This window comes from Chryseobacterium taichungense (genome assembly GCF_900109935.1).
GTDB lineage: Bacteria > Bacteroidota > Bacteroidia > Flavobacteriales > Weeksellaceae > Chryseobacterium > Chryseobacterium taichungense.
The window spans coordinates 44508-70132 of sequence record NZ_FOBV01000001.1 but is presented as its reverse complement, the minus strand read 5'-3'; the positions used below and the strand labels follow the sequence as shown (position 1 = coordinate 70132).

Below are 25625 nucleotides of genomic sequence, written 5' to 3'. Positions count from 1 at the left end.
GTCTTTTTGTACGATTTTGCTATCCGAAGATGCAACGTAAATGTAACTTGGCTTTACAGAAAAAATTAAAAATTGTACGAATATGAGCACTACAACACAACAACAATCAGACACATTATTGCAATGGCCTGAATTCAAAAAAAGATACGATAACTATATTGACGGCAAATTTACCGCTCCTGTAAACGGTGAATATTTTGACGTCGTATCACCCATTGACGGAAAACAGTTTACGCAGGCGGCACATTCTTCCAAAGAAGATCTTGAGCTGGCAGTAAATGCTGCAGAAAAAGCATTCCAGACCTGGAAAGATACTTCGTCAACAGAAAGAAGTGTTATTTTAAATAAAATTGCAGACAGGATTGAGCAGAACCTTGAATATCTGGCTACCGTAGAGACGATTGATAACGGTAAAGCGGTGAGAGAAACGTTGGCTGCAGATTTACCATTGGCGGTTGACCATTTCAGATACTTTGCTTCAGTGATCAGAGCAGAAGAAGGATCACATAACGAACTGGACAAAGACACCGTTTCTCTGATCGTTCATGAACCACTTGGGGTAATTGCGCAAATCATTCCATGGAATTTCCCGATCCTGATGGCAGTATGGAAACTGGCTCCGGCCCTGGCGGCAGGAAACTGTGTCGTATTAAAACCTGCGGAAAGTACCCCAATTTCTATCATGGTTTTAATGGAGATCATAGGCGATCTGCTGCCTGCGGGAGTCGTGAATATCGTTAATGGCTTCGGTGCAGAATTGGGAAGAGCTTTGGTGACCAATCCTAAAGTTTCTAAAGCCGCCTTCACAGGCTCTACCGCGACAGGCCGTCTTGTGATGCAGTATGCGACCGAAAACATAATTCCGGTAACCTTAGAATTAGGAGGTAAATCTCCAAACGTTTTCTTCAGTTCCGTGATGGATGCCGATGATGAGTTTTTAGACAAAGCGATCGAAGGAGCCGTGCTCTTCGCTCTAAATCAGGGAGAAATCTGTACGTGCCCGTCAAGATTGCTTGTTCAGGAAGATATCGCGGATGCATTTATTGCGAAAGTGATCGAAAGGGTAAAAGCCATCAAAGTAGGAAATCCGTTGGATAAAACAGTGATGATGGGAGCCCAGGCTTCTAAAATTCAGAAAGATAAGATACTTTCCTATATCAAATTAGGCAAAGAAGAGGGGGCAGAAGTGCTTGTAGGAGGAGATGTCAATAATGTAGGAGAAGGACTTGAAGATGGATACTATATCCAGCCAACGATTTTCAAAGGTAACAACAGGATGAGAATCTTCCAGGAAGAAATTTTCGGACCAGTGCTGGCGTTTACGACTTTCAAAGACGAAGAAGATGCCATTAAGATTGCGAATGATACGATTTATGGCCTTGGAGCAGGAGTATGGACAAGAGATGCACATCAGTTATATAACATTCCGCGTCAGATTCAGGCGGGAAGAGTTTGGGTAAACCAATACCATTCTTATCCTGCAGGAGCGCCGTTCGGAGGTTACAAACAGTCGGGGATCGGTAGAGAAAATCACAAGATGATGCTCGATCATTACCGTCAGACCAAGAATATGCTGATCTCTTACAACAAAAATAAATTAGGTTTCTTTTAATATAATGTGAGTCCGATCTAAAGAATTGATTTTCTTTATCTTTAGTTTCCAGGTATTGAACTTTTAGGTCTTTGTTTTAAGACAAAAGAACTCCATGGAAGAGTGAAGGTTTATAATCTTTATATTTAATATTAGGGCGTGTCCGTTTGCCCCGGCCTCTGGCCGGGACAAAACGGCCGGGCTATCCAGGGCTACACTTCGTTTCGGTGCTCCGCTTCGCTTCGCACCGGCTCGTTCCTCGCCGCCCTTCCTATCCCTCACGCAACAACGCTCGTGGATATTGCGACATTGATTCAGATGGTCAAAAAGGCATTTCGATTTTGTGCGGAAATCATTTAAATAAATATAATAATCTGTGAAATCAGCATGATCTGAAAGAAATAAAAAGACAAAACTTAAGAAAGTCTAACCCAAAACAAATTAAAAAACTAAACTCAAATAAATCAGAATTATGATTCCAAAAACGATGAAGGCGGCGGTGGTACAAGGGTACGGGCAGCCGTTAAAAATTGAAGAAGTTCCGGTACGTGAGCCGGGAAGATATGAGGTACTGGTAAAAGTTATCGCCTGTGGGGTTTGTCATACAGACCTTCACGCGGTCGATGGCGACTGGCCCGCAAAACCCAAAATGCCTTTAATCCCCGGACATGAAGGAGTAGGAATTGTTGTCGCATGTGGTCCTGAAGCTTATGTCAAAGAAGGAGATGCGGTAGGGGTGCCCTGGCTGTATTCTGCCTGCGGATGCTGCGATTACTGCATTACAGGATGGGAAACCCTTTGCGAAGCCCAGAAGAATGGAGGATATAGCGTTGACGGTGGCTTTGCAGAATATGTGATCGCTGATTCAAGATATGTGGGACATTTGAAAAGTGATGTCAACTTTTTAGAGATTGCACCCATACTTTGTGCCGGTGTTACCGTATATAAAGGATTAAAAGAAACTGAAACAAAACCTGGAGAATGGGTAGCTATTTCCGGAATCGGAGGATTGGGACATGTTGCCGTTCAGTATGCTAAAGCAATGGGAATGCATGTAGCAGCTATTGATGTAGCGGACGATAAATTGGATCTGGCGAAGAAGCTCGGAGCAGATTTGGTAGTCAATGCAAGAAACACAGATCCTGGAGAATACCTACATAAAGAAGTCGGCGGAATGCACGGCGCATTGATTACTGCTGTTTCCCCTATCGCTTTTAAACAGGGAATTGATGTCCTCAGAAGAAAAGGAACCATTGCGCTGAACGGCCTTCCTCCCGGTTCATTTGAGCTTCCGATCTTTGAAACGGTGCTTAAGAGAATTACCGTGAGAGGCTCCATTGTCGGAACAAGAAAAGATCTCCAGGAGGCTCTTGATTTTGCCAATGAAGGACTGGTAAAAGCAACTGTTAAAGCTGCAAAACTGGAAGACATCAACGATGTCTTTGATAAAATGAAAAAAGGACAAATCGATGGAAGGATCGTTCTCGATATTGCCGGAAGTGCAAATTAATGATGACAATGTCTGGTTCGGCGAAATGAAATTTCGCCGAACTTTTTTTAACATCATGAACGACTTAGGAAGCGCAGGCGTTAAGAAAATTAATGCTGTGAACGTTAAGAAAATTCTAGTGTTTGAAGCGCGAGAACAATATTGGACCGATGAACAAATTGTGAATTCGCGCAAGTTTTAGAATTTTTAGAGAACAGGATTCATTTTTAGCCGTAGCTTCCAGGTCTTGAACTTTTGGTTCTTTTGTTTCAAGACAAAAGAACATTAAAAAATAAAAACAAAAGAAAAATTATGAAACCTAAAATATCAAGACTTGCCGCTACAGAAAAAGCCTTAGAAGTCATCTGGGAGTTAGAAAAAAAATACGGTGATCTCATGTTCTACCAGGCAGGAGGCTGTTGTGAAGGAACACAGCCGCAATGCTTCGAAAAAGGCGGATTTTATCCAAGAATGAATGATGCCATGATCGGTACCATTCACAATCATGAATTCTGGATCGACCGTGATCTGTTCGAATATTGGCAATACTCCCATTTCACACTGGATGTTACCGACGGCTTCGGACCGGGCGGATTTTCCCTTGAAACCCCTTTAGGTAAAACATTTAAAGTTCATTACCGCCTTTTTACACCTGAAGAACTGGAGAATCTGGAGCCCGTAAAGCGAAGTGAGTGAGAATTAATCAAAATGCAGGATCACTGAAATTAAGTTTTGTTGGCTCATTATCACAATATAAATATGGCTTTACGTTCAGAATAAGAAAATTTTGTAGAACTATTTCTATAGGCTTGTAGATGTTTATCTACAAAGGGCTTTTGTGTTAATTATTTCATTAAGTTTATCCTCTAATTTAAAAAATTACACAAATGTCTATTAAGTATTCATTAATTGAACGCGGTAAGCCAGGCGTAGCTGGCGGAGGAGAAAAAAGATGGTATGCAGTTGTAAAAAATGATGGAGAGGCTACGATTGATGATCTTGTGTCTGAAATTGAGAAATTTTCATCACTCAGCGAATCTGATATCAGAGGGGTCATCATTGCTCTTGAAAATGTCATTCATAAACAGCTCGTCAACGGAAAGATCATTCGCCTTGATAAACTGGGAAGTTTTTATCCGAGTCTAAGCAGCGGAAGTGCTGAAACCGAAGAAAAATTCAATGTAAGCCTTATTAAAGGAGCAAAAGTAAATTACCGTCCGGGTAAACGAATCAGCGATGCCTTAAGCACAGCTGTATTTACTAAAGCTAAATAAGCATTACTTACTATGCTAATGCTTAAGGCAACTGTACAGCAAGAGTTGTCAAAGTCTACAGCAAGAGTTACCCAACTCTTCAGCACAAGTTGATCAACTCTTCAGCAAGAGTTTTATGAAACCTGCGTATTTTTAAATACAACGCAGGTTTTTCTTTTATAAAAGATTACTAAAAATTTCATTAAACTTTCACGAACCTATTGACAAACATCGACGCAATCAACTGTCCGACAGCATTTAAAACCGTTGCTAAAGGATCTACCAATGTTCCGATAATCATCACGGCAGGAATTGCTTCCTGGGGAAGTTTGTATACTGAGATCATCAGCATTTCGCCGATATATCCGCCATTGGGAATTCCGCCCGCTACAATACTGACGAAAACGGTAATGCCTAACGCTAACAGCAGGTTCATCGGATCAAAAAAATCTCTGCCAATAATCATAAAAGCAACATAGATCTTAATGATTGAAGACATCGAAGAGCCATTCTTATGAAGCGTAGTCCCAATAGGAATTACAATGTTAGAGATCTGACTGGGAATTCCCATGTTAGATGCTGCCTGCAGATTGGCTGGCATAGTGGCAAAGCTGCTGCAGGTACTTAGTGCTGTTACGGTTGGGTAAATAGCATTCTTCCAGAAATTCCTGATTCCGCTTATTCCTCCTGCTATAAAAGCATACAGTGAGAAAAATACCAGGAAATAAATAACACCGGCAATATAATAAAGTCCTAAAGGTTTGGCATAAAATCCGAAAAGCTGAGGTCCCAAAGTAGCTACCTGATAGGCAAAATAAGCACCCAGTCCAATAGGAGCAGCCTTCATAATCAGCAACAGGAGTTCTTTCATTACCTCATATCCTGAGGCAATAAACATTCTGAAAGATTGTCCGCGTTCTCCGGCCTTTCTCGCTGAAAAACCGGTCATGAATGCAAAAATGAGCAGTGCCAGCATATTCTGCCTTGAAAAAAGCTGTGTAAATTCACCGACTGTAAAAAAACTTACAATCCTATTACCCCAGCTTTCCTGGGATGCAACCTCATCGATCACTTCCTTACTTCCGGAAACACCCGAAACTGGAAACAGATACACTGCGCAGATCGTGAAAACGGCTGCCGTTAAAATGAAAAACAGGAACGTCAGCGCCATTGTAAAGATGATCTTTCCGAATTTCGATTGCTGATCGAGAGAGGCAATAGAGTTGGAGACGGCAAAAAAAACCAGAGGAACCACACTTACGAAAAGTAAATTGAGAAAGATATCGCCCAAAGGTTTTATATACCCTACAACCTGGGGTGCAACGATACCAATAATGCTTCCGATGGTGATCCCGAGAAGTAAAAGCAGTATTCCGGAGTAGTTTTTCAGAACTTCTTTCATAAGGCGCTTTTTACTCAAAGATAGCTTTATTTTTAACACTTCATTATATAAATTTCCTCTGTAAAATCCTTAAATTTGAGTAAAAACGTTTCTATGGCTTATATAGACTACTATAAAATTTTAGGCGTAGATAAGAACGCAACCCAGGACGATATTAAAAAGGCTTACCGAAAACTTGCGAGAAAGCTTCATCCTGATCTGAATCCTGATGATAAGGAAGCAGAAAGAAAATTCAAAGAGATCAATGAGGCCAATGAGGTGCTCAGCAATCCTGAAAACCGGGCCAAGTATGATAAATACGGCGAACACTGGAAGCATGGGGAAGAGTATGAGAAAGCACAGCAGAAACAAAGGCAGTATCAGAGCCAGGGCAGTGATTTCGGTGGTGGTTTCTCCGGCGCTGATTTTGGGGAAGGGGAAGATTTCTCAGATTTTTTTCAAAGCATGTTTGGCGGCGGAGGTTTCGGAAGAAGTTCAAGAGGAAGCGCTTCAGGAAAATTTAAAGGACAGGATGTTCATGCAGAATTGAATCTGAACTTAAGGGATGCTGCCACTACGCATCAGCAGACTTTTGATATTAATGGTAAAAAAGTAAGGATTACAATTCCCGCAGGCGTATACGATGGACAGCAGATCAAGCTGAAAGGTCACGGAAGTCCGGGCTACAACGGAGGCCCTGCAGGAGATTTATATATTACCTTTAATATTCCGGCAGATCCGGATTTTGAAAGAATTGGTGATGATCTGAAAACCAAAGTTTCTATTGATCTTTATACCGCCGTGCTGGGAGGTGACGTAAAAGTAAACACGCTGACAGGAAGCGTTAACCTAAAAGTAAAACCCGAAACGCAGAATGGAGTGACTGTACGATTAAAAGGAAAAGGTTTTCCAGTGTACAAGAAAGAAGGACAATTCGGTGACCTGTTTGTGACATATGATGTAAAACTGCCAACGAATCTTACCGATCAGCAGAAACAACTTTTCGAACAACTTAAAAATTCCTAAGCCATGAGTGAAAGAATATCACGGGAAGAACTCGTAAAAATATACAATATTGAGGTTACTTTTTTTGATGAACTGGTCGATTCCGGTTTGCTGCATGTTCACACGGAAAATGAGATCCACTATCTGATGTATGAAGATCTGCCGTCCTTTGAAAGATTTGCCAACTGGCATTATGACCTTGAGATCAATCTTCCGGGGCTTGAAGTAATTCATGATATGCTCAGGAAAATGGACGAACTGAAACAGAAGAATCGCGAGCTGATGAATAAGCTTTCGGCGATCAGTGATAAGTACGAAGAGTAGTGAGTTTTGAGAGTTGTAGTGTTGAGAGTAGGAGCGTATAAGGGTTTGCTGAAATGGATTAAGGGAAAAACTTATATTTGTATTTATAATTAATCAATATGAGTGAAGAGAGAGTGATCGTTCTGAAGCCCAAAAGGCAGGACTTTGAAGAGATCTATTTCAGCGGAAACCAGGGAAGCCTGTTTTTTTCGTCAACAACGCGGGGGAAAACGGTGACCACTATTGTAATTGGTCTTATTCTGGTCATCTTATTTATTTTTAAGGATGACTTCGCAAAAGAGAAAGCGGGAATCTTATATTTTGTCAGTTTTCTGTTCCTGTTGTGTGCCGTTTTTCTTTCGGTAAGCATTAACAAAGTCTCCAGATGGAAAAAGCATGTGGGACATTATTTAACCAAGCTTGAGAACTGCAGCATCTATGAGATCAGATTCGACGACAACTTTTTTACCGTAAATATCGATGGTGACAAAGAAACCAGCGAATGGAAAGATTTTGAGTTTTTCGACAGCAACAACGAATTCATCAGCATTGAAGGTAAACACAGCTACATGTTTCCCAGAAAGTCAATGAGCGAGAAAGAGTACAGTTTCCTGAAGCAGGCTTTAAAGCAGAGAATTAAGGAATAATATTTGTTTAATAAAATAAAAGAACTCAGAGCAAATGTTCTGAGTTCTTTATGTATTTAAAGAGATGACCGTTAATCCAGCCAGCCCATTTCCTGCATCCATTCATCATTGTAGATCTTTCCTACATATCTGGATCCATGGTCATGAAGCAGAACCACGATAACATCATCTTTCGTGAACTGATCTTTCATCTGCACCAAAGAAGCAATGGCGCTCCCGGCAGAATATCCACAGAAAATTCCTTCTTCTTTTGCAAGCTTTCTTGCATAAATGGCACCGTCTTTATCTGTTACTTTTTCAAAATGGTCAATAACGGCCATATCATAGTTTTCAGGGATAATATCTTCCCCGATACCCTCGGTGATATACGTGTAGGCATGATCGTAATGAAGCTCGCCGGTTTCATGAAATTCTTTCAGGATAGAACCGTAGGTATCAACGCCGATTACTTTGATATCCGGGTTTTTCTCTTTAAAGAATGTTCCGCAACCTGTAATCGTACCTCCTGTTCCGGCTCCGACTACAAAATGGGTCAGCTTTCCTTCGGTCTGGTCCCAGATCTCAGGAGCAGTAGATTCATAGTGTGCTGCTCTGTTAGACAGGTTATCATACTGATTCACATACCAGCCGTTTTCTGTTTCTTTAGCCAATCTTTTTGACACGGAATAGTAAGAACGCGGATCGGTAGGTTTTACATCGGTAGGACAGACAATAACTTCAGCACCTACAGCACGTAGAATATCACATTTTTCTTTTGATTGTTTTGAGTTGGTTACAAAAATACATTTGTATCCTTTGATGATCGCTGCAAGAGCCAGCCCCATACCTGTATTTCCGGAAGTTCCTTCGATGATCGTTCCTCCTGGCTTCAATCTTCCGTCTTTTTCTGCGTCTTCAATCATTTTCACGGCCATTCTGTCTTTCACAGAATTTCCGGGATTGAAGGTCTCCACCTTTGCCAAAACTAATGCCGGAAAATCTTCACCCAAAACTTTGTTAAGCTTTACCAGCGGTGTATTTCCTATAGTTTCGAGGATGTTGTTTGCGTATTTCATAAATGTTTTTTAAGCATGACAAAGATACGGCTTTAAATTTTATTGAGCTTAAGGGGTGGTACGATTAAAGAATGTCAATGGTCAATTTCTATGAGTCAAGGGTTAATTTTCCTGTGATTCTATATTCACTTGTGCAGCAAAATTCACCATTCAGCATTAATGTCAATAGTTAATTTCTGCGTGTCAATGGTCAATTTTCCAGTTACTCTAAATTCATACGCGAAGTAAATTCACGATTCAGTATTCACCTTTAATTATATTTAATCGCTTTCACCGGAGAAATTTTGCTGATCAGGTAGCTTGGAATGATAAGTGCAAGACCTGAAATGATCAGAATACCCAGAGAGATGGAAATGATAACAAAAGGGTTGAGATCCACCGGAACGGTACTCACGTAATAGTTCTCAGGGTTGAGCTTGATAACGCCAAAAAACTTCTGAATTAAGATTAGCCCAAGGCCGATCAGGTTTCCATATAGAAGTCCGGGAATCATGATGATGAGCGTATAATTGATAAATGTAGCCCGGATTTGAGAGTTGCTGGCACCAAGGGTCTTAAGAAGTCCTATCGAATTGGTTCTCTCGATAATAAGAATTAAAAGAACCATGATGATATTAATCACCACAACAATCAGCATAATGATGATGATAAGGGCAATATTCGTATCGAAAATACTGATCCAGTCCGTGATTTGGGGAAATTTCTCAGTCGCTTTTTCTGCATAGTTTTTATAGCCGATCAGCTTTTCGATCTCAGGAAAATCAGTGTCTGCATCATTTACGTTTTTAAAGAAAATATCAATACCACCCACTTCATCCGGCTTCATATCCTGAATTTTCCGCACATGGTTGATATCTCCGATCACAAACTGATCGTCTATCATTTTAATGTCAGTTTTGTAAATTCCCAATACTTCAAATTTTCTGTAAATGGGCTGCTGGTCTGCTTTTGAAAATACGGTGACAATACTGTCTTTTACTTTAAGATGAAGATCATTGGCGACTTTCTGTGAAATCACCACGCCATTGTTGTATCCTTTTTCAGTAATAGTCGGTGTGGTTCCTGCAATCAGAAATTTTTTAAATCTTAAGCTGTCAAAATCTTTTCCTATTCCTTTAAAAATGATTCCGGCAAAGTTGTGCTCGTTTCTCATGATACCGGTGAGCATCGCATATTTCTGTACCGACTCTACATCAGGAAGCTGGCGGATTTTCTTAACATCCAACCCCTGATTGTCAAGAACAGAGGTGTTATAGGATGAGTTTGATCTTGTCGATTTTACGGTGATGTGTCCGCTGAAATCTGCCAGTCTCTCTTTGATCGCCTTTTTAGAACCGAATCCTGTAGAAACGGTAATTAAAGAAACAATGATTCCCAACGCTACAGAAAGCCTGCCGATGAAGATGATCACCCTTGAAAGGTTATTTTTGTTATCTTTGGAAAACGCTATTTTTCTCGAGAAATATAAAGGAAATTTCAAGCTTATGAATTTAGATTTCAAAATTAAAAATTTACTTCTTATTTGCCTAATTTTTTTAGGAGTATTCCAACAATATTATTCTCAGACTCAAGCTACAGGAGGTTTTAAGACAGGTGCCGATCAGCCGGAAGCATATTTGCCTTTGCTGAAGGGTAAAACCATAGGCGTCGTTACCAACCAGACCGGGCTAATGAGCGACAGAACGCATGTGGTTGATTTTTTGGTACAGAAAGGAATTAAGATTAAATCCATTTTTGCCCCGGAACATGGCTTTAGAGGTGATGCCGATGCAGGCGAAAAAGTGAAAAACGGAGTTGATGTAAAAACAGGAATTCCCATTATTTCTCTATATGGTAACAATAAGAAGCCTAAATCCGAGCAGTTAAAAGGCATCGATATTGTGGTTTTTGATATACAGGATGTTGGAGTTCGCTTTTATACGTATATTTCTACATTAACTTACCTGATGGAGGCAGCCGCGGAAAATAATGTTGAGGTGATGGTGCTTGACCGTCCAAACCCGCACGATGGCTACACAGATGGTCCCGTTTTAAAGAAACAATGGACAAGTTTTGTTGGAATGCACGAGGTTCCTGTTGTTTATGGCCTGACAATAGGGGAATATGGTAAAATGGTAAATGGAGAAAAGTGGCTGAAAAACGGGATTCAGGCAAAATATACCTTGATTCCCATGATGAATTATCATAAAAAATTAAGATATCCGGTTTTAGAAAAGCCTTCACCCAATTTACCTAATGATAAATCCATCAACCTGTATCCAAGTTTATGCTTTTTTGAAGGCACTCAGGTTTCTGTTGGAAGGGGGACGGATTTGCCTTTCCAGATTTACGGCTCACCATGGACGAAAGGTTTACCGTATCAATTTACTCCTAAACCCAATTTCGGAGCAAAAGATCCTTTTTTAAATGGAAAACTTTGCTTTGGTGAGAATCTTTCAAACTATCCGGAAGATTTAAGAGCTTTGCATCTGGAATGGGTTATCAAAGCATATAAAAACTACAAAAATCCTGAACTTGATTTCTTCCTTAAACCTGCTGCAGGTAAGAACTTCTGGTTTGATACTTTAGCAGGAAGTGACGAGCTGAGAAAGCAAATTATTTCAGGAAAATCCATCGCTGAGATTAAAGCTTCATGGAAACCTGGTCTGGAACAATTTGAAAAAATAAGAAAGAAATATATTATTTATGAGAATTAAAAAGTGAATAGTCAATGGTCAATTTTGGCTTTGCCAGCCAATTTAGAAAATTCACGAGCTTTAGTGAATTGACTATTAACCATTCAATTGCCCTCAGTCAAAATCGTGTGGCGGCGTTTTATCATCTTTACCTTTATTCATGATAAGCAGCCCTACTGATAAACCTATTACACCTGCAGCTCCTATCATTAAAGCTCTTTGCAGCTTATCCGCTTCATTATTTCCGAGATAATTCATCAGGAAAAGAATGGCAAAAGTGATAATGCAGATGATCAGGTGATTTTTTCCAAATAGTTTCATTGGGGATTATTTTAATTTATAAGAAATCATGACGCCTCCTCGGTAAGGTAAGACTTCACCACTTCTGTTGAATTTATTATCTTTTCGGTCGTAGCGTTCTCCTGTGGTTCTGTCGTAGCCTTTGTAAAAGTCCTGTGAAGTTCCTACAGTTCCGTACAAGTCAACGTTCCATCTGTCGGAAACCTTAAACTGATATCCTAACGTAACACCTAAAAGTACCGAATAGCCTTTCTGATAGAGATTTGAAGTAACAAAAACTTCTCCGAAATCATTATAATAAGGGCCGTCGGACCAATAATTCCATTTTTGTAATACAAATGATGAGGCCGCAATATTAGCTCCCACATACCAGTGTTTGAAAGCTTCATTAAAATAATATCTTCCTTCCGCGGATACAGAATAATACTGTAGTTCATGGCCTGCAAATGATTTCCATGGTGAAATCAGAACATCTCCCTGTACAGTAATTTTTTTGGTAAGCTGGTGTTCAAGAGCTAGATTAACAATGACAATAGGAATAAGTAATGCATTACCTTTCACATAGACATTGGTTTCATTTACTTTCTCTACTTCTTGGGCGTGTAAATTTCCTAATAAAAATAAAGTAAGAAATGCTGTAATGACTTTAATTTTCATCATTTGCTGTTGATTTGATTTAATAATGTATCGGCTAACGTAGAATCTTTCTGAGCCTGGCTGGCCATATTTTTGGACATTTCGGCATATGTTTTTGCCTGATCTTTATTCCCGGTAAGAAAATAGAGTTTAGCAAGTATGTAGGTGTTTTCAGAGGTTTCACCACGCATCACTGATTTTTCTGCCCATTCTGCAGCTTTTTTTAGTGAAGAAGGATTGGTAATATGCTCAGAGAATACCCAGGCAGCTTTCAATAGTTCATTGGGTTCAAATGCTTCTGAATTTCGGTAATAAGCCAGGGCCGCTTTTTCATATTCCGGAAAATTTGCATTTTGCTCATAATAGCTCAGCTTAGTTTGGTTGAGTTTTACTTCTGCATCGTGTTTCCCAACCAACGGTTCTGCCGTTTTCATAAAATAATCATCATTAATTCTTTTATTTTGTCGGTCGATAGACTGTTCAACGACTTTTCCCAATTTAAGCTGATTATCGAATTCCCGGTAAGTTTCTTCAGGTAAAAATTTGATGATCTCTGATTTTCTTTGGGTGAAAAATGTATAATTTTTATCTTCAGAGGATTTCAGGAAGAATAATAAAAGACCTACATCATCTTTCGTGAGCTCGGACGTTTTTTCTTTATTTTCAAAATATCTTTCTGAAGCTCTTTTGGCAAAATCAAAATCAGATGTTGAGTTGAGTCTCATGATGTTCATCAGGAATTCAGGATCTTTTTCACCTTTTTCAAAACGTTCCTTTAATGTTCCCTTTTTGTTGTTGGGTGAATTAACATCTTTTGCCATTGACAGAAACATGCTCTCTTCCATATAACCGAAATTTTGTGAAACAAGTTCGCCGTCACCATTCAGAAACAGATAGGTTGGGTAAGAGCGGACGCCGAATTTGGCGGCAATTTCTCTTCCTTCTCCTTTTTCCATATCAAATCTTGCATTCACAAAGTTGGAATTATAGTAATCGCCGACTGCTTTTTTTGTGAAAGTGTTTCTTTCCATCATTTTGCAGGGACCACACCATGAAGTATAGGCATCAATAAAAAGTATTTTTTTTTCTTTCTTTGCCTTTACGATAAGATCCTTAAAAGGCAGTTCCTGAAATTGAATAGCTTCCTGGGCAAATGCTACAATACATGAAAATAAAAACAAAACGGTAATAATCTTCTTCATTTTCAACAAAAATTAAAAAGCGAATATACTTATTTTCAACGTAAGTAAGGGGTAATTATTATGATATTATGGATAACTTAACATCATGATATGACATAAAACAAAAAAAGTCATCCCTTATGAGATGACTTTTGTGTGGTTTCTCCAGGAATCGAACCAGGGACACATGGATTTTCAATCCATTGCTCTACCAACTGAGCTAAGAAACCAATTTTGTACTTCGTTTGAAGTGGTGCAAAAGTAATAATTATTTTTACACTTTGCAAATTTTATTTAAAACAGTCTTGAAAAGAAAACCACCTTTTTACAGGTGGTTTTGTGTGGTTTCTCCAGGAATCGAACCAGGGACACATGGATTTTCAATCCATTGCTCTACCAACTGAGCTAAGAAACCATTCTTTTTACTTCGTCGTTTTAAAGTGATGCAAAAGTAGTAAGTTTTAGTATATGAAGCAAGTATTAACTGCGATTTTTTTAACAAAATTTAAAACCTACTGATTCTCAACCGAATTATTTTCCTGTTCCTTTCTAATCTGCTCGCTCATCTCCTCTAATACTGGCTTAATCGTACTTTCTGGAAGATCGCTGATTCTGATGTACATTAATCCGTCGATCGCATCATTAAAGTTTGGATCTACATTAAAGGCAATTACTTTCGCATTCTGCTTGATATATTTCTTAATTAAAACAGGCAATCTTAGTTCAGGTTCAAGGTCGTCGATAATTTTATCGAGTTTGTTTAAATCAGATTCCATCTCTTCGAAAAATAAATGCTTGTCTCTGTCACGAAGCTTTACCTTATACTCATTTCTTGGAGTAATATATTGTGCCACAGCTGAATCGTAATAATTTGAACGCATAAACTCAATCATCAGAGATTTTGAAAATTCGGAAAATTTGTTAGAGATACTTACGCCTCCCATCAGGAATTTATGATCCGGATTTCTCAGGCAAACGTGCACGATTCCTCTCCAAAGAAGGAAAAGGGGAAGTGGTTTTTGCTGATATTCCTGGCAGATGTAAGCACGTCCCATTTCGATCACTTTTTTAAAGAATGGATGGATGTCCTGTTCAAATTCAAATAATGAACTTGTATAAAATCCTTTAATGCCAAATTTCTTCATGACTTCTCTTCCAAGAGCCATTCTATAAGCGCCAACAAGTTTTTCTTCGGCATTGTCCCAAAGAAAAAGATGGTGATAATGCTTGTCATATTCATCAAGATCGAAAGGTAAATTACTTCCTTCTCCAACAGCCCGGAAAGTAAGTTCTCTCTGACGGCCGATCTCTCTCATGATCGAAGGAATTTCCTCGTAATTGGTGAAATATACCTCATAATTTCCATTGCTGAAGAACATTTTATCGGTGCCTTTGAGTTTTTTGATGTCCTTTAAAATATCTTCTTTCGGAGTTTCATCAATAATATTCTGGACAATATTTTCCTCCTTCATCAAAGGGAATTTTACCGAAAGATTCTGAAGGTTAATACTTTGTGCCAGAGATTTTCTTTTTTCATAATAAGATTTCATCATGTAAACCTTACGTTTCAAAAAATCGCCCAGTTCTTCGATACTTTCCATATCATCCATCGCTTTCACTGCGATGGGTTTTCCGATTCTGATTCTGATAGGTTTTTCCCTGTCGTTCATCATTTCTGCAGGAAGCATCATGGTCTGCAGGCTCGGATGAAGCTTGGCTACCTGATAAAACATTCTGCTGTTTTTAGCATGAAAATACATAGGAACCACCGGCACTTTAGCCATTCTTATCAGCTTAAGTGCCGGTTTTTCCCATTCCTTATCTAAAATCTCTCCATAAGGATTATTTTTATTTGAAACTTCTCCTGCCGGGAAAATTCCTACACAGCCTCCGTTTTGCAAGTGCTTTAATGTTTCACGCATTCCGGATGAACTGCTGTAAGCTTCTTTTCTGTTTTCAAAAGGGTTTACGGAAATTACATAAGGTTCCATCGGTTTGATTTTTTCCAAAAGGAAATTACCCATCACCTTGAAATCCGGCCGGACTTCCGAAAGTATTTTGCACATTAAAATACCATCAATTGCGCCCAGCGGATGATTGGAAACAAGAATGAACGGCCCTGTTTTAGGGATTTTTGCCAGATCTTCTTCAAAAGCTATATAGCTTAAGTTCCGCTCTCTCACAAATGAGTCGAAAAAGTCTTTGCCTTCCTTATCTTTTAATTTATCGTATAATTTGTTTACTTCATTTATTTTAGCAATGCTCATTACGGCAGATGCTACAGGATTCTTAAGAAATCCTATTTTATTCAAGCCGGAAGCCTTTATCAAATCGTTTTTCGAAATTAAACTCATGTGTGTTTAGTCGCAATTAGTTTTATTGTGTTACCATTTGAAGTGTATTCTTAGAAATCTGCTCCAATAATACACTTTTTTCCTGGTAAAATTGATCTATGTGGTCCATCTTCGCATTTCTTACAGTAAATAAAGATACATTTTTTACTATTTCCGTGCGGAATATTTTCTGAAGTTCTTCATTCAGTTCATCGATGGTATTAAATTTATCTTCAAGACATAATGCCAATGAAATCGCAGAATTCTGCATCAGAGAAACCTTGATTTTGTATTTTGACAAATATCCGAAAATTAAACTCATATGGTCTTCCGCAATGAATGAGAAGTCACGTGTTGAAATTTTTAGTAAAGTTTGATTTTCTTTTAAAATATAAGATTCTTCACTCTGATTTTTGTCGGAAGCGCCTACTTTCGTACCTTCTTTGGTAGGATCCACGAAGGATTTTACATAAAAAGGAATATTCTTTTGCTGAAGCGGCTGTAATGTTTTAGGGTGAATAATGCTTGCGCCGTAATAGGCCATCTCAATGGCTTCTTCGTATGAAATATTGGAAAGCAATCTTACATCTTTGAATTTTCTTGGATCACCCGTCATCACGCCCGGAACGTCTTTCCAGATCGTCATAGCATCGGCATTAAGGCAATAGGCAAAAATTGCAGCGGAGTAGTCGGAGCCTTCTCTTCCTAAAGTTACTGTGAAATTATTTTCATCAGATCCGATAAATCCCTGAGTCACATAGCAGATTTCTTTATTTAAGTGTGAAATAAATTCTTCAGTTTTTACCCAATCTACCACACCTTCTCTGTAAGAATTATCCGTTTTTACGTAATCTCTTGCATCCAGCCATTGGTTGATGAATTGAATTTCATTCAAGTATTCACTTACGATTTTTGTCGAAATCATTTCTCCACAGCTTACCACCTGATCGTAAACGAAGTTGTAATTCGGAGATTTGTTTCTTCTTAAAAATGAATCTATATCATCAAAAAATAAATTGATTTCTGCAAAAACAGCATGATTTTCAGGGAATAATCCATCCGCAATTTCAATGTGTTTTCGTTTTATTTTTTCAATCTCAGTTTGATAGTTATCTTTCTTGAAATAAAGTTCCACCACCTTTTCCAACTCATTCGTCGTTTTGCCCATCGCTGAAATGACCAGCAGACACTTGGCAAATCCCTGGCTTTTTAATACCATGGACACATTTCTTACACTTTCAGCATCTTTTACCGATGCTCCACCAAACTTGAAAATTTTCATTAAATTGTTAATAATAAAATTGTTAGATAAAATTTGTGGGAATATTTTACGGGTGACAAAATTATACATTTACAACGAGATATGAAATAGCGATGAATCAGCACAAGCTTAAGATTTCATTAAAATTATTAATCTCCGTAATTTATCATGATATCCTCATGTTATTCGGGAACAGATTTTTATGATAAGCTCTGATTAAAAAGTCAAAAATTGCTTAGTATCTTATTGATAAACAGTGATTAATGTCTTTTATTAATAATTATTTTTAAATGTGATAAATTTTACGAAATTTGGAGGAAACGTAAAAAGCAAAATATGTCAGAACGACCATTACAGACTTTAGGAGAGTTTCTTATTGACAGACAAGACGATTTTCAGTATTCCACGGGAGAGTTTTCCCGGCTTCTGAGCGCGATAAGACTGGCTTCAAAAGTAGTAAACAGAGAAGTTAATAAAGCAGGAATTGTAGACATCGCGGGTGCTGCGGGAAACCAGAATATTCAGGGTGAAGAACAGCAGAAACTGGATGTGATTGCCAATGAAATTTTTATTACCGCTTTGTCTCAGCGAGAGGTTGTCTGCGGAATTGCTTCCGAAGAAAATGATGATTTCATCGATATTAAATGTGGCGAAAACGGACATTTAAGCAAATATGTTGTATTGATCGACCCTCTCGACGGTTCTTCCAATATTGACGTCAATGTTTCTGTAGGTACGATTTTCTCAATTTACAGAAGGGTCACCGAACCCGGAACACCGGTTCAGCTGGAAGATTTTTTACAAAAAGGAATCAATCAGATTGCGGCAGGATATGTAATCTACGGATCATCTACCATGATTGTGTACACTACAGGAAACGGGGTAAATGGCTTTACGCTTGATCCTTCGTTAGGTACCTATTATCTTTCACATCCGAATATGACTTTCCCAAAGACAGGAAAGATTTATTCAATCAATGAAGGAAATTATATCAAGTTCCCGCAAGGGGTAAAAAATTACCTTAAATATTGCCAGATGGAAGAAGGTGACAGACCTTATACCTCAAGATATATCGGTTCGCTTGTCGCTGATTTTCACAGAAATATGCTGAAAGGAGGTATTTATATTTATCCTTCCTATTCACAGGCTCCTAACGGAAAATTGAGATTATTATATGAATGTAATCCAATGGCTTTCCTGGCTGAACAAGCTGGTGGAAAGGCAACGGACGGGTTCAGAAGAATTCTTGAAATTGAGCCTACCGAGCTGCATCAGAGAATCCCTTTCTTCTGCGGAAGTATTGACATGGTAGAAAAAGCAGAGGAATTTATGAGGATCGACAGTGTAAAATAATGAAAGCAGAATATTTCAGATATTTATTAGAATTCAAGCGCCCAAGCGGAACATCTCGCGGTGTTTTGCATGAAAAAGAAACTTTTATTCTCGAAATTTCAGAAAATGGAAAAAAGGGGATAGGGGAGTGTGGGATTTTCAGAGGTTTAAGTTTTGATGACAGGCCTGACTATGAAAAAAAACTTCAGTGGCTGTGTGAAAATATTCATCAGGATTCTGAAATTTTAAAAGACGAACTGAAAGAATTCCCATCAATCTGGTTTGGTTATGAACAGGCCATTTTAAACCTGAAAAATGGCGGAGATATTTATTTTCCGGGCGAATTTACTGAAGGAGGGAAAGCCATTGTTATCAACGGCTTGATCTGGATGGGTGACATTCATTATATGGAAGAGCAGATTCAGGAGAAGCTGGAAAAAGGTTTTCATTGTATTAAATTGAAAATCGGTGTCGATTGGAAATCAGAGCATGAAATTCTGAAGAAATTAAGGGATAAGTTTCCAAAAGAAAGCCTGGAGCTTCGTGTGGATGCCAACGGAGGTTTTTCAAAAGACGAAGCGAAAACTGTTTTACAGCAATTGGCTCATCTCCATATCCATTCCATCGAACAGCCTATAAAAGCAGGAAACTGGCATGATATGGCAGAATTATGTTCAGACACTCCGACCGCTATTGCATTAGATGAAGAACTGATAGGTATTATTGACAATGATCGAAAGATTGAGTTGCTTGACACGGTAAAACCTCAGTATATTATTTTAAAACCCTCTTTAATCGGCGGTTTTTCGGGATCTGATGAATGGATTTCCCTGGCTGAGAAAAGAAATATCGGATGGTGGATCACTTCTGCACTCGAAAGCAATATCGGTCTGAATGCCATCGCACAGTATACCTTTACCAAAAAAAATCCGATGCCCCAAGGTTTGGGTACCGGATCTTTATTTGTCAATAATTTTCCGTCAAATCTTGATTTGAAAGGAGAATTATTGTACTTTAAAAATTAATCTTAAGGATGGAATTTTCAGATTTCTCTGATGATTTCATCCTATTATTTAAATCATTGATTGATGTTATTATTCATTATAAAGAAAAAGATCAATTAATAACTAAAATAATAGGTGAGTACTTTCTGTAATTGTGTGTTCTAGATAACATCTTCTACGAAAATTGCCTTTCTAAGGTATTCTAAAAATGAAGAAAACTTTTCTTTAACCTTTTTCATAATAATATTATTTAGTGTTCTGTGTGCTTATCTGGTTACAATCTTTGTGCCATACCATGGTATGTTTACAATTTTTTAATATGATATTTTTCATAACGGAGCTTAAATAGGTGTGTGATAGTTGATTGAAATATTACAATTCGTATATTTCTTTATTTAAATATTTTTCAGAATTGTTAAAGGATAAATCTACATGTAGTGAATGATTCTTTCGTAGAGTAACGAGTAATCTCCCTTGGTTTGGAATATAATTAGACATGTTTAAAGTATTTCAAAACGGTTTTAGTTCTTGGCAAAGATAGGCTAAAATATTGAATCGCCAGCCGTAAAACCTATTAATTATAATTTCCATAACACTTTAAATTTTCCTAAATTTGCAAATTGTCGTATATACGGCATATTTAAAGCGAATTCAATGGAAGAAGAAAAAAAATCTCTCAATTTTATTGAGCAAATTATCGAAGATGATTTGGCAAACGGACTGAAAAGAGATCAGATCCGTTTCCGTTTTCCGCCTGAGCCCAATGGTTATCTGCATGTAGGTCATACAAAAGCGATCTGCATCAACTTTGGTTTGGGTGAAAAATACAATGCTCCCGTGAACCTTCGTTTCGACGATACGAATCCTGAAAAAGAAGAACAGGAATTCGTAGATTCTATCATGAAAGACGTTGAATGGTTAGGTTTTAAATGGGATAAAGTTTTGTACGCCTCCGATTACTTCCAGCAGCTTTATGATTGGGCGGTGCAGTTAATCAAAGAAGGAAAGGCTTATGTAGATGAGCAACCGTCTGAAGTGATTACTGAACAGCGAAAAAACCCTACCGAACCAGGAATTGAATCTCCATACAGAAATCGTCCTGTTGAAGAATCTTTGGATCTTTTCGAGAGAATGAAAAACGGCGAATTTGAAGAAGGTTCAATGTCTCTTCGTGCAAAAATCGATATGACATCGCCGAATATGAACATGCGTGATCCTGTGATGTACAGAATCTTAAAAAGACCTCACCACAGAACCGGAACTGCATGGAAAATATATCCGATGTACGATTGGGCACATGGTGAATCTGATTATATCGAACAAATTTCACATTCTTTATGTTCTTTGGAATTTGAAAACCACAGACCGTTGTACGACTGGTATCTGGATCAGGTTTATGATGAAACCAAAGTGAGAAACAAACAAAGGGAATTTGCAAGAATGAACGTTTCTTATATGATCACTTCTAAAAGAAAGCTGCAAAGGCTGATTGCCGAAAAAGTAGTTAATGGATGGGATGATCCGAGAATGCCTACTATTTCAGGAATGAGAAGAAAAGGGTACACAGCTACTGCTATCAGGAATTTTATTGAGAAAGTAGGGGTTGCCAAAAGGGAAAATCTTATTGAGCTTCAGTTACTGGAATTCTGCGTTCGTGAAGACTTAAATAAAGTCGCAAAACGTGTCATGACAGTTGTGGATCCTGTGAAGCTTGTTATTGAAAACTATCCTGAAGGAAAAGAAGAATGGCTGGAAACAGAAAATAATCCTGAACAGGAAAACGCAGGAACAAGAGAAATTCCTTTCTCCAGGGAGCTTTATATTGAACGTGAAGACTTCAAGGAAGAAGCAAATAATAAGTTTTTTAGACTGAAACTGGGTGGAGAAGTCCGCTTAAAATCTGCTTACATCATCAAAGGTGAAAGGGTGGAGAAGGATGAAAACGGAAATATCACAACCATCTACGCAACATACGACGAAAAATCAAAGTCAGGTAGCGGAACGGAAGAAAGTTTAAGAAAAGTAAAAGGAACCATTCACTGGGTTTCTGCGAAACATGCGATTCCTGTAGAGGTAAGGAATTATGATAAATTGTTTACCGTAGAACAGCCAGATGCAGAAAAAGACGTAGACTTTTTAAATTTCGTTAACCCGGAATCTGTAACAACCGTTCAGGGATTTGCTGAACCAGGTTTAAAAGACGTGGAAGTTGGAGAACCTCTGCAATTCCAGAGAATTGGCTATTTTACGAAAGATCAGGATTCTACTGAAGACAAATTAGTCTTCAACAGAACTGTGACATTAAAAGACTCTTATAAGCCGGAGTAAAATTTATTTATATCATTATAAATGAAACAGGGCTTAATTTTTTAAGTCCTGTTTTTTGTTTTTAAAAAGCAATAATCTTCAAATGTCAGAATTAACTAAGAGACAACTTAAAAACAAAACAGGATAAAATTTTATTAAAGAAAAATTATTAAATATTAAATTGTGAAACTTATCTATTTATATACAAACTCATTCAAAGGGCTTTCCAAAGAAAGCTGGATGCTGGCGTTGGTAATGCTCATCAATCGGGCCGGCTCCATGGTACTTCCGTTTCTGGGAGTTTATATGACCAATCATCTGCATTTCAGCATAGAAAATACAGGAATTGTACTCAGCTTTTTCGGAATCGGTTCCGTGATCGGCTCCTGGCTTGGCGGATTTATTACAGACAAGATCGGGGAATACAAAGTACAGTATCTCAGTCTATTGCTTAGCGTTCCATTGTTTTGTCTGATTCCTGTTTTTAAAACAGAAGTTGGTGTGGCGGCTATTATATTGATTCAGAGTATTGTAAGCGATGCATTTCGTCCCGCAAACTCAGTAGCCATTACTAAGTATGCAAAACCCGAAAATATCACACGCGCATTCTCACTGAACCGGATGGCCGTTAATCTGGGATTTTCCATCGGTCCTGCCTTGGGCGGAATTTTATCGGCTATTTCCTACGAGTTTTTGTTTTTTACCAACGCGTTGGCTGCTTTACTGGCGGGAATCCTTTATATTATTTTCTTTAAAAAACGAAACAAGCTGGCCAGAATAAAAGCCAAGAAAGTGCAGGAAGTTATTGAAATCAAAAAGGAAAATTCGCCGTACCGTGATGGTAAATTTTTGCTGTATTGCTTTTTCTGCATGTTGTTTTCCATATGTTTCTTCCAGCTGTTCAGTACACTGACGATTTTTTATAAAGATTCAGCCCATCTTAGTCAGCAGAATATAGGGTATATTCTGGGCTACAGCGGTTTTTTAGTTGTTTTGTTAGAAATGGGATTGGTACAAGTGGCCGAAAAATATTTCAGCCTGGCTGTCACCATGTTCCTGGGAACATTCATTTGCGGACTTTCGTACGCCATGCTGGGTTTTGATCACAGTATGCTTACGCTCGTTCTTTCCATGAGCTTACTATGCGTAGGTGAGATATGGGCACTACCTTTTATGTCGACCATCACTGCCTTACGATCAGGAAAAAATAACAAAGGTGCATATATGGGACTAAACGGAATTTCGTTTTCTATAGCCTTTATCGTTACCCCTTATCTGGGAACCCTCATTGCACAAAAATTTGGTTTTACCACCTTATGGATCGGAACCGGTATTTTAGCAACACTGATTGCCGTTGCATTTTACTTTATCGTTCCGTGGATGATTGATGAAAGAAAACGAGCCAAATAGAAATTTGGGCGTGTCCCTCATTCCAAAGCTAAACCTCATAGGTTTAAAAAAACCTATGAGGTTTCCCCAACAAATTTGGGTCGGGCTGCTTTGGGGTCCGCTTCGCTTCCGTACTCGTTCGTTCCTCACTCGCACCGGCTCCTGCGTCGCCGCCCGTCGCATCCCTCACGCGAAAGTAGTCAATCCAAGAAAGTTTGTCAGAATGATTTTCGACAGGCTTTTTAGATTAAATAACATCAGCTTATTATTCAGTAAAGATTCAACAAGATTTTAAAATAAACGTATAATAACGCTTTTAAATAAATAATCTGCGTAGTCTTTGGAATTCGCGGGTGAATTATCTCAAATTGTCTTCACAATGTCCATAAAATGAAAAAAAAGAATAATTTTTGCTTATTCACACGCAATGAGAAAAATTTACATCCTTTTATCCGCAATATCAGCAGCTTTTGGAGCAGCACAGGAAAAAGATTCAGCAGAACTGATCTCTGAAGTACGGATTGATGCTTACAAAAAGCCGGCGGTTTTGATCTCTTCCACCAAATCGGTATCGGTAGTTTCAGGCAACTTGCTGAATCAAAATCCACCGGAAAGAATGCTGGAATCCATCAACCAGATTTCCGGCGCCCGAATGGAAGAACGATCTCCAGGAAGTTACAGGATTTCCCTGCGTGGAAGTAGCCTGCGTTCTCCTTTTGGAGTGAGAAATGTAAAAGTTTATCTCGATGATTTTATCCTTTCAGATGCTTCAGGAAATACCTATTTTAATGTAATTTCTCCCGAACTCATCAACAGAATGGAAATTTATAAAGGTCCTGAAAGCGGCGACTACGGAGCCATGACCGGAGGGACGCTACTACTAAGAACATCAGATTCCGAAAAGGCGTCGGCTCAGCTTGCATCGGGAAGTTATGGAATGTTCAACCAGAGCTTTACCATTTCTAAGCAGTTGGGAAAACATTTTATAGAGGTTTTCCAGAATTATTACCAGACAGATTCTTACAGAGCGCAATCTAAAGTCAATCGTAAACAGGTTTTTGTGAAAGATCATTTCAGCTATTCAGAAAAAGGCTTGCTGAAAGGCATGATTCTGTATGCTGATCTCGATTATCAGACACCCGGCGGACTTACTCTAGAGCAGATGCAGGCTGATCGGAAACAGGCCAGGCCGGCAACTAAAACCCTTCCGGGTGCTACAGATCAGGATGTCGGAATTCGTAATAAGATGATTCTGGCAGGGCTTTCCAATGAGTACAACTTTAACACTCATTTTTCACATTTTATTCTCGTTCAGGGCTCTTATGTCGATTTTGAAAATCCGTTTATTACCAATTTTGAAAACCGATTTGAGAAAAATTTTGCGCTACGTACTCATTTCAACTATGAAAAAAACTGGGAGCATATTTCATTGGCGTATCGTTTTGGGTTTGAAGGAGGAATCAATGAGATTATCGTTAAAAATTATGATAACAACAGAGGAATCCAGGGAAACCCACAGAATTTTGACAATATTAAAAATACTTCAGGCTTTTATTTTATTTCCCAAAAGCTAAATATTAATGATAAATTTTTTACAGATATTTCCCTGAGCCTTAATTCAAATGCGTACGATTGGGAAAGGTCTTTTCCTGATATCGCAAGAGGAAAAGTAAGCTTTAAAAACCAGTGGCTTCCCAATTTTGGGCTGAACTATCTTTTTGCTAAAGGGCTTTCAGTACGCGCAAAAATAGGAAAGGGAAATTCTGCACCGACAAATGAGGAAATCCGCGCGTCGGACCAGCAGTTTAATGCAATGCTCAAACCCGAATATGGCTGGAATAAGGAAATCGGAATCCGGAAGCAATTCGGAAATGCAGTTTTCGTAGAAGGAAGTTATTTTGATTTCAGAATGAAAGATGCTATTGTCAGACGTCAGAATGATGCTGGCCAGGAATTTTTCGTTAACTCAGGGGAAAGTGTTCAGAAAGGTTTGGAACTATTAATGGAAACCAAAAGCTTTAACCTTAAAAATGATATTTTCAGCTTTTTTAAATTCAGAATATCAGGAAGTTTTTACCGGTTTACCTTTGAAAATTACCGTCAGAACGATGCAGATTATTCGGGGAATGATCTTACCGGTGTTCCACGAACAACCGTAAACAGCCTGCTGAATTTTGTTTTGTTTAAAAAACTTGCTGTAGACTATTCACATTTTTACACCTCAAAAATACCACTGAACGATGCCAATTCCGTATGGTCAGATCCAAGTTTTGTGGGAAATATACAGTTCAGATTTCCTTTTGAGCTTGACAAGACAAGATTAAATATTTTCCTGCAAATACAGAATCTGTATAATGAAGATTACGTTTCCGGTTTTGATATCAATGCTTTCGGGAATCGCTATTATAATCCGGCTGCCAAAAGAAATTTTGTTTTCGGGGTGAAGGTCGATTTTTAATTAACTAATACAAATTTAACTCACA

The 25625-nt window shown here is 38.4% G+C and carries 21 protein-coding genes and 2 tRNA genes; 13 read left to right on the top strand and 10 right to left on the bottom strand.

The genetic code is table 11. The features are described 5' to 3' along the window. The first annotated feature begins 82 nt into the window (after nt 1–82). The 4 genes from BMW64_RS00355 to BMW64_RS00335 all read left to right on the top strand — a co-directional run bounded on the left by BMW64_RS00355 (nt 83) and on the right by BMW64_RS00335 (nt 4354). Nucleotides 83–1612 (top strand): aldehyde dehydrogenase family protein, encoded by a 1530-nt coding sequence (locus tag BMW64_RS00355; protein WP_089997878.1) that lies wholly within the window; start codon nt 83–85, stop codon nt 1610–1612. A 451-nt stretch (nt 1613–2063) separates the two neighbouring features. Continuing rightward, nucleotides 2064–3101 carry an alcohol dehydrogenase AdhP gene (gene adhP, locus BMW64_RS00350; protein ID WP_089997877.1) on the top strand — a complete coding sequence of 346 codons (1038 nt, stop codon included), beginning with the start codon at nt 2064–2066 and terminating at the stop codon, nt 3099–3101. A 291-nt stretch (nt 3102–3392) separates the two neighbouring features. Then, nucleotides 3393–3776, top strand: coding sequence for a DUF779 domain-containing protein (locus tag BMW64_RS00340; RefSeq protein ID WP_042719775.1), 384 nt, complete (start codon nt 3393–3395; stop codon nt 3774–3776). Nucleotides 3777–3967: 191 nt separating this feature from the next. After that, nucleotides 3968–4354 carry an HU family DNA-binding protein gene (locus BMW64_RS00335; protein ID WP_089997875.1) on the top strand — a complete coding sequence of 129 codons (387 nt, stop codon included), beginning with the start codon at nt 3968–3970 and terminating at the stop codon, nt 4352–4354. Between the two features lie 181 nt (nt 4355–4535). On the opposite strand, the gene BMW64_RS00330 is transcribed toward BMW64_RS00335, so the two are convergent. After that, the gene (locus BMW64_RS00330) at nt 4536–5735 is read right to left on the bottom strand and encodes a dicarboxylate/amino acid:cation symporter (protein WP_089997874.1); all 1200 of its coding nucleotides are present in this window, start codon (nt 5733–5735) and stop codon (nt 4536–4538) included. 93 nt (nt 5736–5828) lie between these two features. On the opposite strand from BMW64_RS00330, the gene BMW64_RS00325 reads away from it, so the two are divergent. The 3 genes from BMW64_RS00325 to BMW64_RS00315 all read left to right on the top strand — a co-directional run bounded on the left by BMW64_RS00325 (nt 5829) and on the right by BMW64_RS00315 (nt 7669). Further along, a complete protein-coding gene (locus BMW64_RS00325; protein ID WP_089997873.1) occupies nt 5829–6740 on the top strand; it encodes a DnaJ C-terminal domain-containing protein in 912 nt (303 codons plus the stop codon). Nucleotides 6741–6743: 3 nt separating this feature from the next. Next, entirely contained in the window at nt 6744–7043 is a 300-nt protein-coding gene (locus tag BMW64_RS00320) for a chaperone modulator CbpM (RefSeq protein WP_089997872.1), read from the top strand. Between the two features lie 98 nt (nt 7044–7141). After that, entirely contained in the window at nt 7142–7669 is a 528-nt protein-coding gene (locus BMW64_RS00315) for a hypothetical protein (protein WP_089997871.1), read from the top strand. A 71-nt stretch (nt 7670–7740) separates the two neighbouring features. Here BMW64_RS00315 and BMW64_RS00310 read toward each other — a convergent pair whose 3' ends face one another. Together BMW64_RS00310 and BMW64_RS00305 are read right to left on the bottom strand one after the other, a co-directional pair. Continuing rightward, entirely contained in the window at nt 7741–8724 is a 984-nt protein-coding gene (locus BMW64_RS00310; RefSeq protein ID WP_089997870.1) for a PLP-dependent cysteine synthase family protein, read from the bottom strand. A 250-nt stretch (nt 8725–8974) separates the two neighbouring features. Beyond that, the gene (locus BMW64_RS00305) at nt 8975–10204 is read right to left on the bottom strand and encodes an ABC transporter permease (protein ID WP_089997869.1); all 1230 of its coding nucleotides are present in this window, start codon (nt 10202–10204) and stop codon (nt 8975–8977) included. 4 nt (nt 10205–10208) lie between these two features. Between BMW64_RS00305 and BMW64_RS00300 the strand changes: the two genes are divergently transcribed. Next, a complete protein-coding gene (locus BMW64_RS00300; RefSeq protein ID WP_089998480.1) occupies nt 10209–11420 on the top strand; it encodes an exo-beta-N-acetylmuramidase NamZ family protein in 1212 nt (403 codons plus the stop codon). Nucleotides 11421–11513: 93 nt separating this feature from the next. Here the strand turns inward: BMW64_RS00300 and BMW64_RS00295 are convergent, their stop codons facing one another. From BMW64_RS00295 to BMW64_RS00265, 7 genes are all read right to left on the bottom strand, one after another. Continuing rightward, complete coding sequence (locus BMW64_RS00295) at nt 11514–11720, bottom strand: hypothetical protein (RefSeq protein ID WP_089997868.1); 207 nt, start codon at nt 11718–11720, stop codon at nt 11514–11516. A 6-nt stretch (nt 11721–11726) separates the two neighbouring features. Next, nucleotides 11727–12359: a DUF3575 domain-containing protein gene (locus tag BMW64_RS00290; RefSeq protein WP_228400810.1), complete on the bottom strand. Its 633-nt coding sequence runs from the start codon at nt 12357–12359 to the stop codon at nt 11727–11729. Beyond that, entirely contained in the window at nt 12356–13537 is a 1182-nt protein-coding gene (locus BMW64_RS00285) for a thioredoxin family protein (RefSeq protein ID WP_089997867.1), read from the bottom strand. The genes BMW64_RS00290 and BMW64_RS00285 overlap by 4 nt, the downstream gene beginning before the upstream one ends. 136 nt (nt 13538–13673) lie before the next feature. Continuing rightward, a tRNA-Phe gene (locus BMW64_RS00280) sits at nt 13674–13746 on the bottom strand. A 112-nt stretch (nt 13747–13858) separates the two neighbouring features. Further along, nucleotides 13859–13931, bottom strand: a tRNA-Phe gene (locus BMW64_RS00275). 97 nt (nt 13932–14028) lie between these two features. Continuing rightward, nucleotides 14029–15870, bottom strand: a complete 1842-nt coding sequence (locus BMW64_RS00270; RefSeq protein ID WP_089997866.1) for a lysophospholipid acyltransferase family protein — start codon at nt 15868–15870, stop codon at nt 14029–14031. Between the two features lie 22 nt (nt 15871–15892). Continuing rightward, on the bottom strand, nt 15893–17131 hold the full coding sequence (locus tag BMW64_RS00265) for an aspartate kinase (RefSeq protein ID WP_089997865.1): 1239 nt from the start codon (nt 17129–17131) through the stop codon (nt 15893–15895). A 315-nt stretch (nt 17132–17446) separates the two neighbouring features. Here BMW64_RS00265 and fbp point away from each other — a divergent pair, with 315 nt between their 5' ends. The 5 genes from fbp (at nt 17447) to BMW64_RS00240 (ending at nt 25600) form a co-directional block, all read left to right on the top strand. Beyond that, the gene (gene fbp, locus BMW64_RS00260) at nt 17447–18463 is read left to right on the top strand and encodes a class 1 fructose-bisphosphatase (protein WP_029295033.1); all 1017 of its coding nucleotides are present in this window, start codon (nt 17447–17449) and stop codon (nt 18461–18463) included. Then, a complete protein-coding gene (menC, locus tag BMW64_RS00255) occupies nt 18463–19467 on the top strand; it encodes an o-succinylbenzoate synthase (protein WP_089997864.1) in 1005 nt (334 codons plus the stop codon). The genes fbp and menC overlap by 1 nt, the downstream gene beginning before the upstream one ends. 633 nt (nt 19468–20100) lie before the next feature. After that, on the top strand, nt 20101–21774 hold the full coding sequence (locus tag BMW64_RS00250; protein WP_089997863.1) for a glutamine--tRNA ligase/YqeY domain fusion protein: 1674 nt from the start codon (nt 20101–20103) through the stop codon (nt 21772–21774). Nucleotides 21775–21993: 219 nt separating this feature from the next. Beyond that, on the top strand, nt 21994–23163 hold the full coding sequence (locus BMW64_RS00245; protein ID WP_089998478.1) for an MFS transporter: 1170 nt from the start codon (nt 21994–21996) through the stop codon (nt 23161–23163). 406 nt (nt 23164–23569) lie between these two features. Continuing rightward, entirely contained in the window at nt 23570–25600 is a 2031-nt protein-coding gene (locus BMW64_RS00240) for a TonB-dependent receptor (RefSeq protein WP_089997862.1), read from the top strand. The last annotated feature ends 25 nt before the right edge of the window (nt 25601–25625 follow it).

Coding starts and splice junctions, on each gene's coding strand:
- BMW64_RS00355 (WP_089997878.1), top strand. CDS start 83: ATGAGCACTACAACACAACAACAATCAGACACATTATTGCAATGGCCT.
- adhP (WP_089997877.1), top strand. CDS start 2,064: ATGATTCCAAAAACGATGAAGGCGGCGGTGGTACAAGGGTACGGGCAG.
- BMW64_RS00340 (WP_042719775.1), top strand. CDS start 3,393: ATGAAACCTAAAATATCAAGACTTGCCGCTACAGAAAAAGCCTTAGAA.
- BMW64_RS00335 (WP_089997875.1), top strand. CDS start 3,968: ATGTCTATTAAGTATTCATTAATTGAACGCGGTAAGCCAGGCGTAGCT.
- BMW64_RS00330 (WP_089997874.1), bottom strand. CDS start 5,735: ATGAAAGAAGTTCTGAAAAACTACTCCGGAATACTGCTTTTACTTCTC.
- BMW64_RS00325 (WP_089997873.1), top strand. CDS start 5,829: ATGGCTTATATAGACTACTATAAAATTTTAGGCGTAGATAAGAACGCA.
- BMW64_RS00320 (WP_089997872.1), top strand. CDS start 6,744: ATGAGTGAAAGAATATCACGGGAAGAACTCGTAAAAATATACAATATT.
- BMW64_RS00315 (WP_089997871.1), top strand. CDS start 7,142: ATGAGTGAAGAGAGAGTGATCGTTCTGAAGCCCAAAAGGCAGGACTTT.
- BMW64_RS00310 (WP_089997870.1), bottom strand. CDS start 8,724: ATGAAATACGCAAACAACATCCTCGAAACTATAGGAAATACACCGCTG.
- BMW64_RS00300 (WP_089998480.1), top strand. CDS start 10,209: ATGAATTTAGATTTCAAAATTAAAAATTTACTTCTTATTTGCCTAATT.
- BMW64_RS00295 (WP_089997868.1), bottom strand. CDS start 11,720: ATGAAACTATTTGGAAAAAATCACCTGATCATCTGCATTATCACTTTT.
- BMW64_RS00290 (WP_228400810.1), bottom strand. CDS start 12,359: ATGATGAAAATTAAAGTCATTACAGCATTTCTTACTTTATTTTTATTA.
- BMW64_RS00285 (WP_089997867.1), bottom strand. CDS start 13,537: ATGAAGAAGATTATTACCGTTTTGTTTTTATTTTCATGTATTGTAGCA.
- BMW64_RS00270 (WP_089997866.1), bottom strand. CDS start 15,870: ATGAGTTTAATTTCGAAAAACGATTTGATAAAGGCTTCCGGCTTGAAT.
- BMW64_RS00265 (WP_089997865.1), bottom strand. CDS start 17,131: ATGAAAATTTTCAAGTTTGGTGGAGCATCGGTAAAAGATGCTGAAAGT.
- fbp (WP_029295033.1), top strand. CDS start 17,447: ATGTCAGAACGACCATTACAGACTTTAGGAGAGTTTCTTATTGACAGA.
- menC (WP_089997864.1), top strand. CDS start 18,463: ATGAAAGCAGAATATTTCAGATATTTATTAGAATTCAAGCGCCCAAGC.
- BMW64_RS00250 (WP_089997863.1), top strand. CDS start 20,101: ATGGAAGAAGAAAAAAAATCTCTCAATTTTATTGAGCAAATTATCGAA.
- BMW64_RS00245 (WP_089998478.1), top strand. CDS start 21,994: ATGCTGGCGTTGGTAATGCTCATCAATCGGGCCGGCTCCATGGTACTT.
- BMW64_RS00240 (WP_089997862.1), top strand. CDS start 23,570: ATGAGAAAAATTTACATCCTTTTATCCGCAATATCAGCAGCTTTTGGA.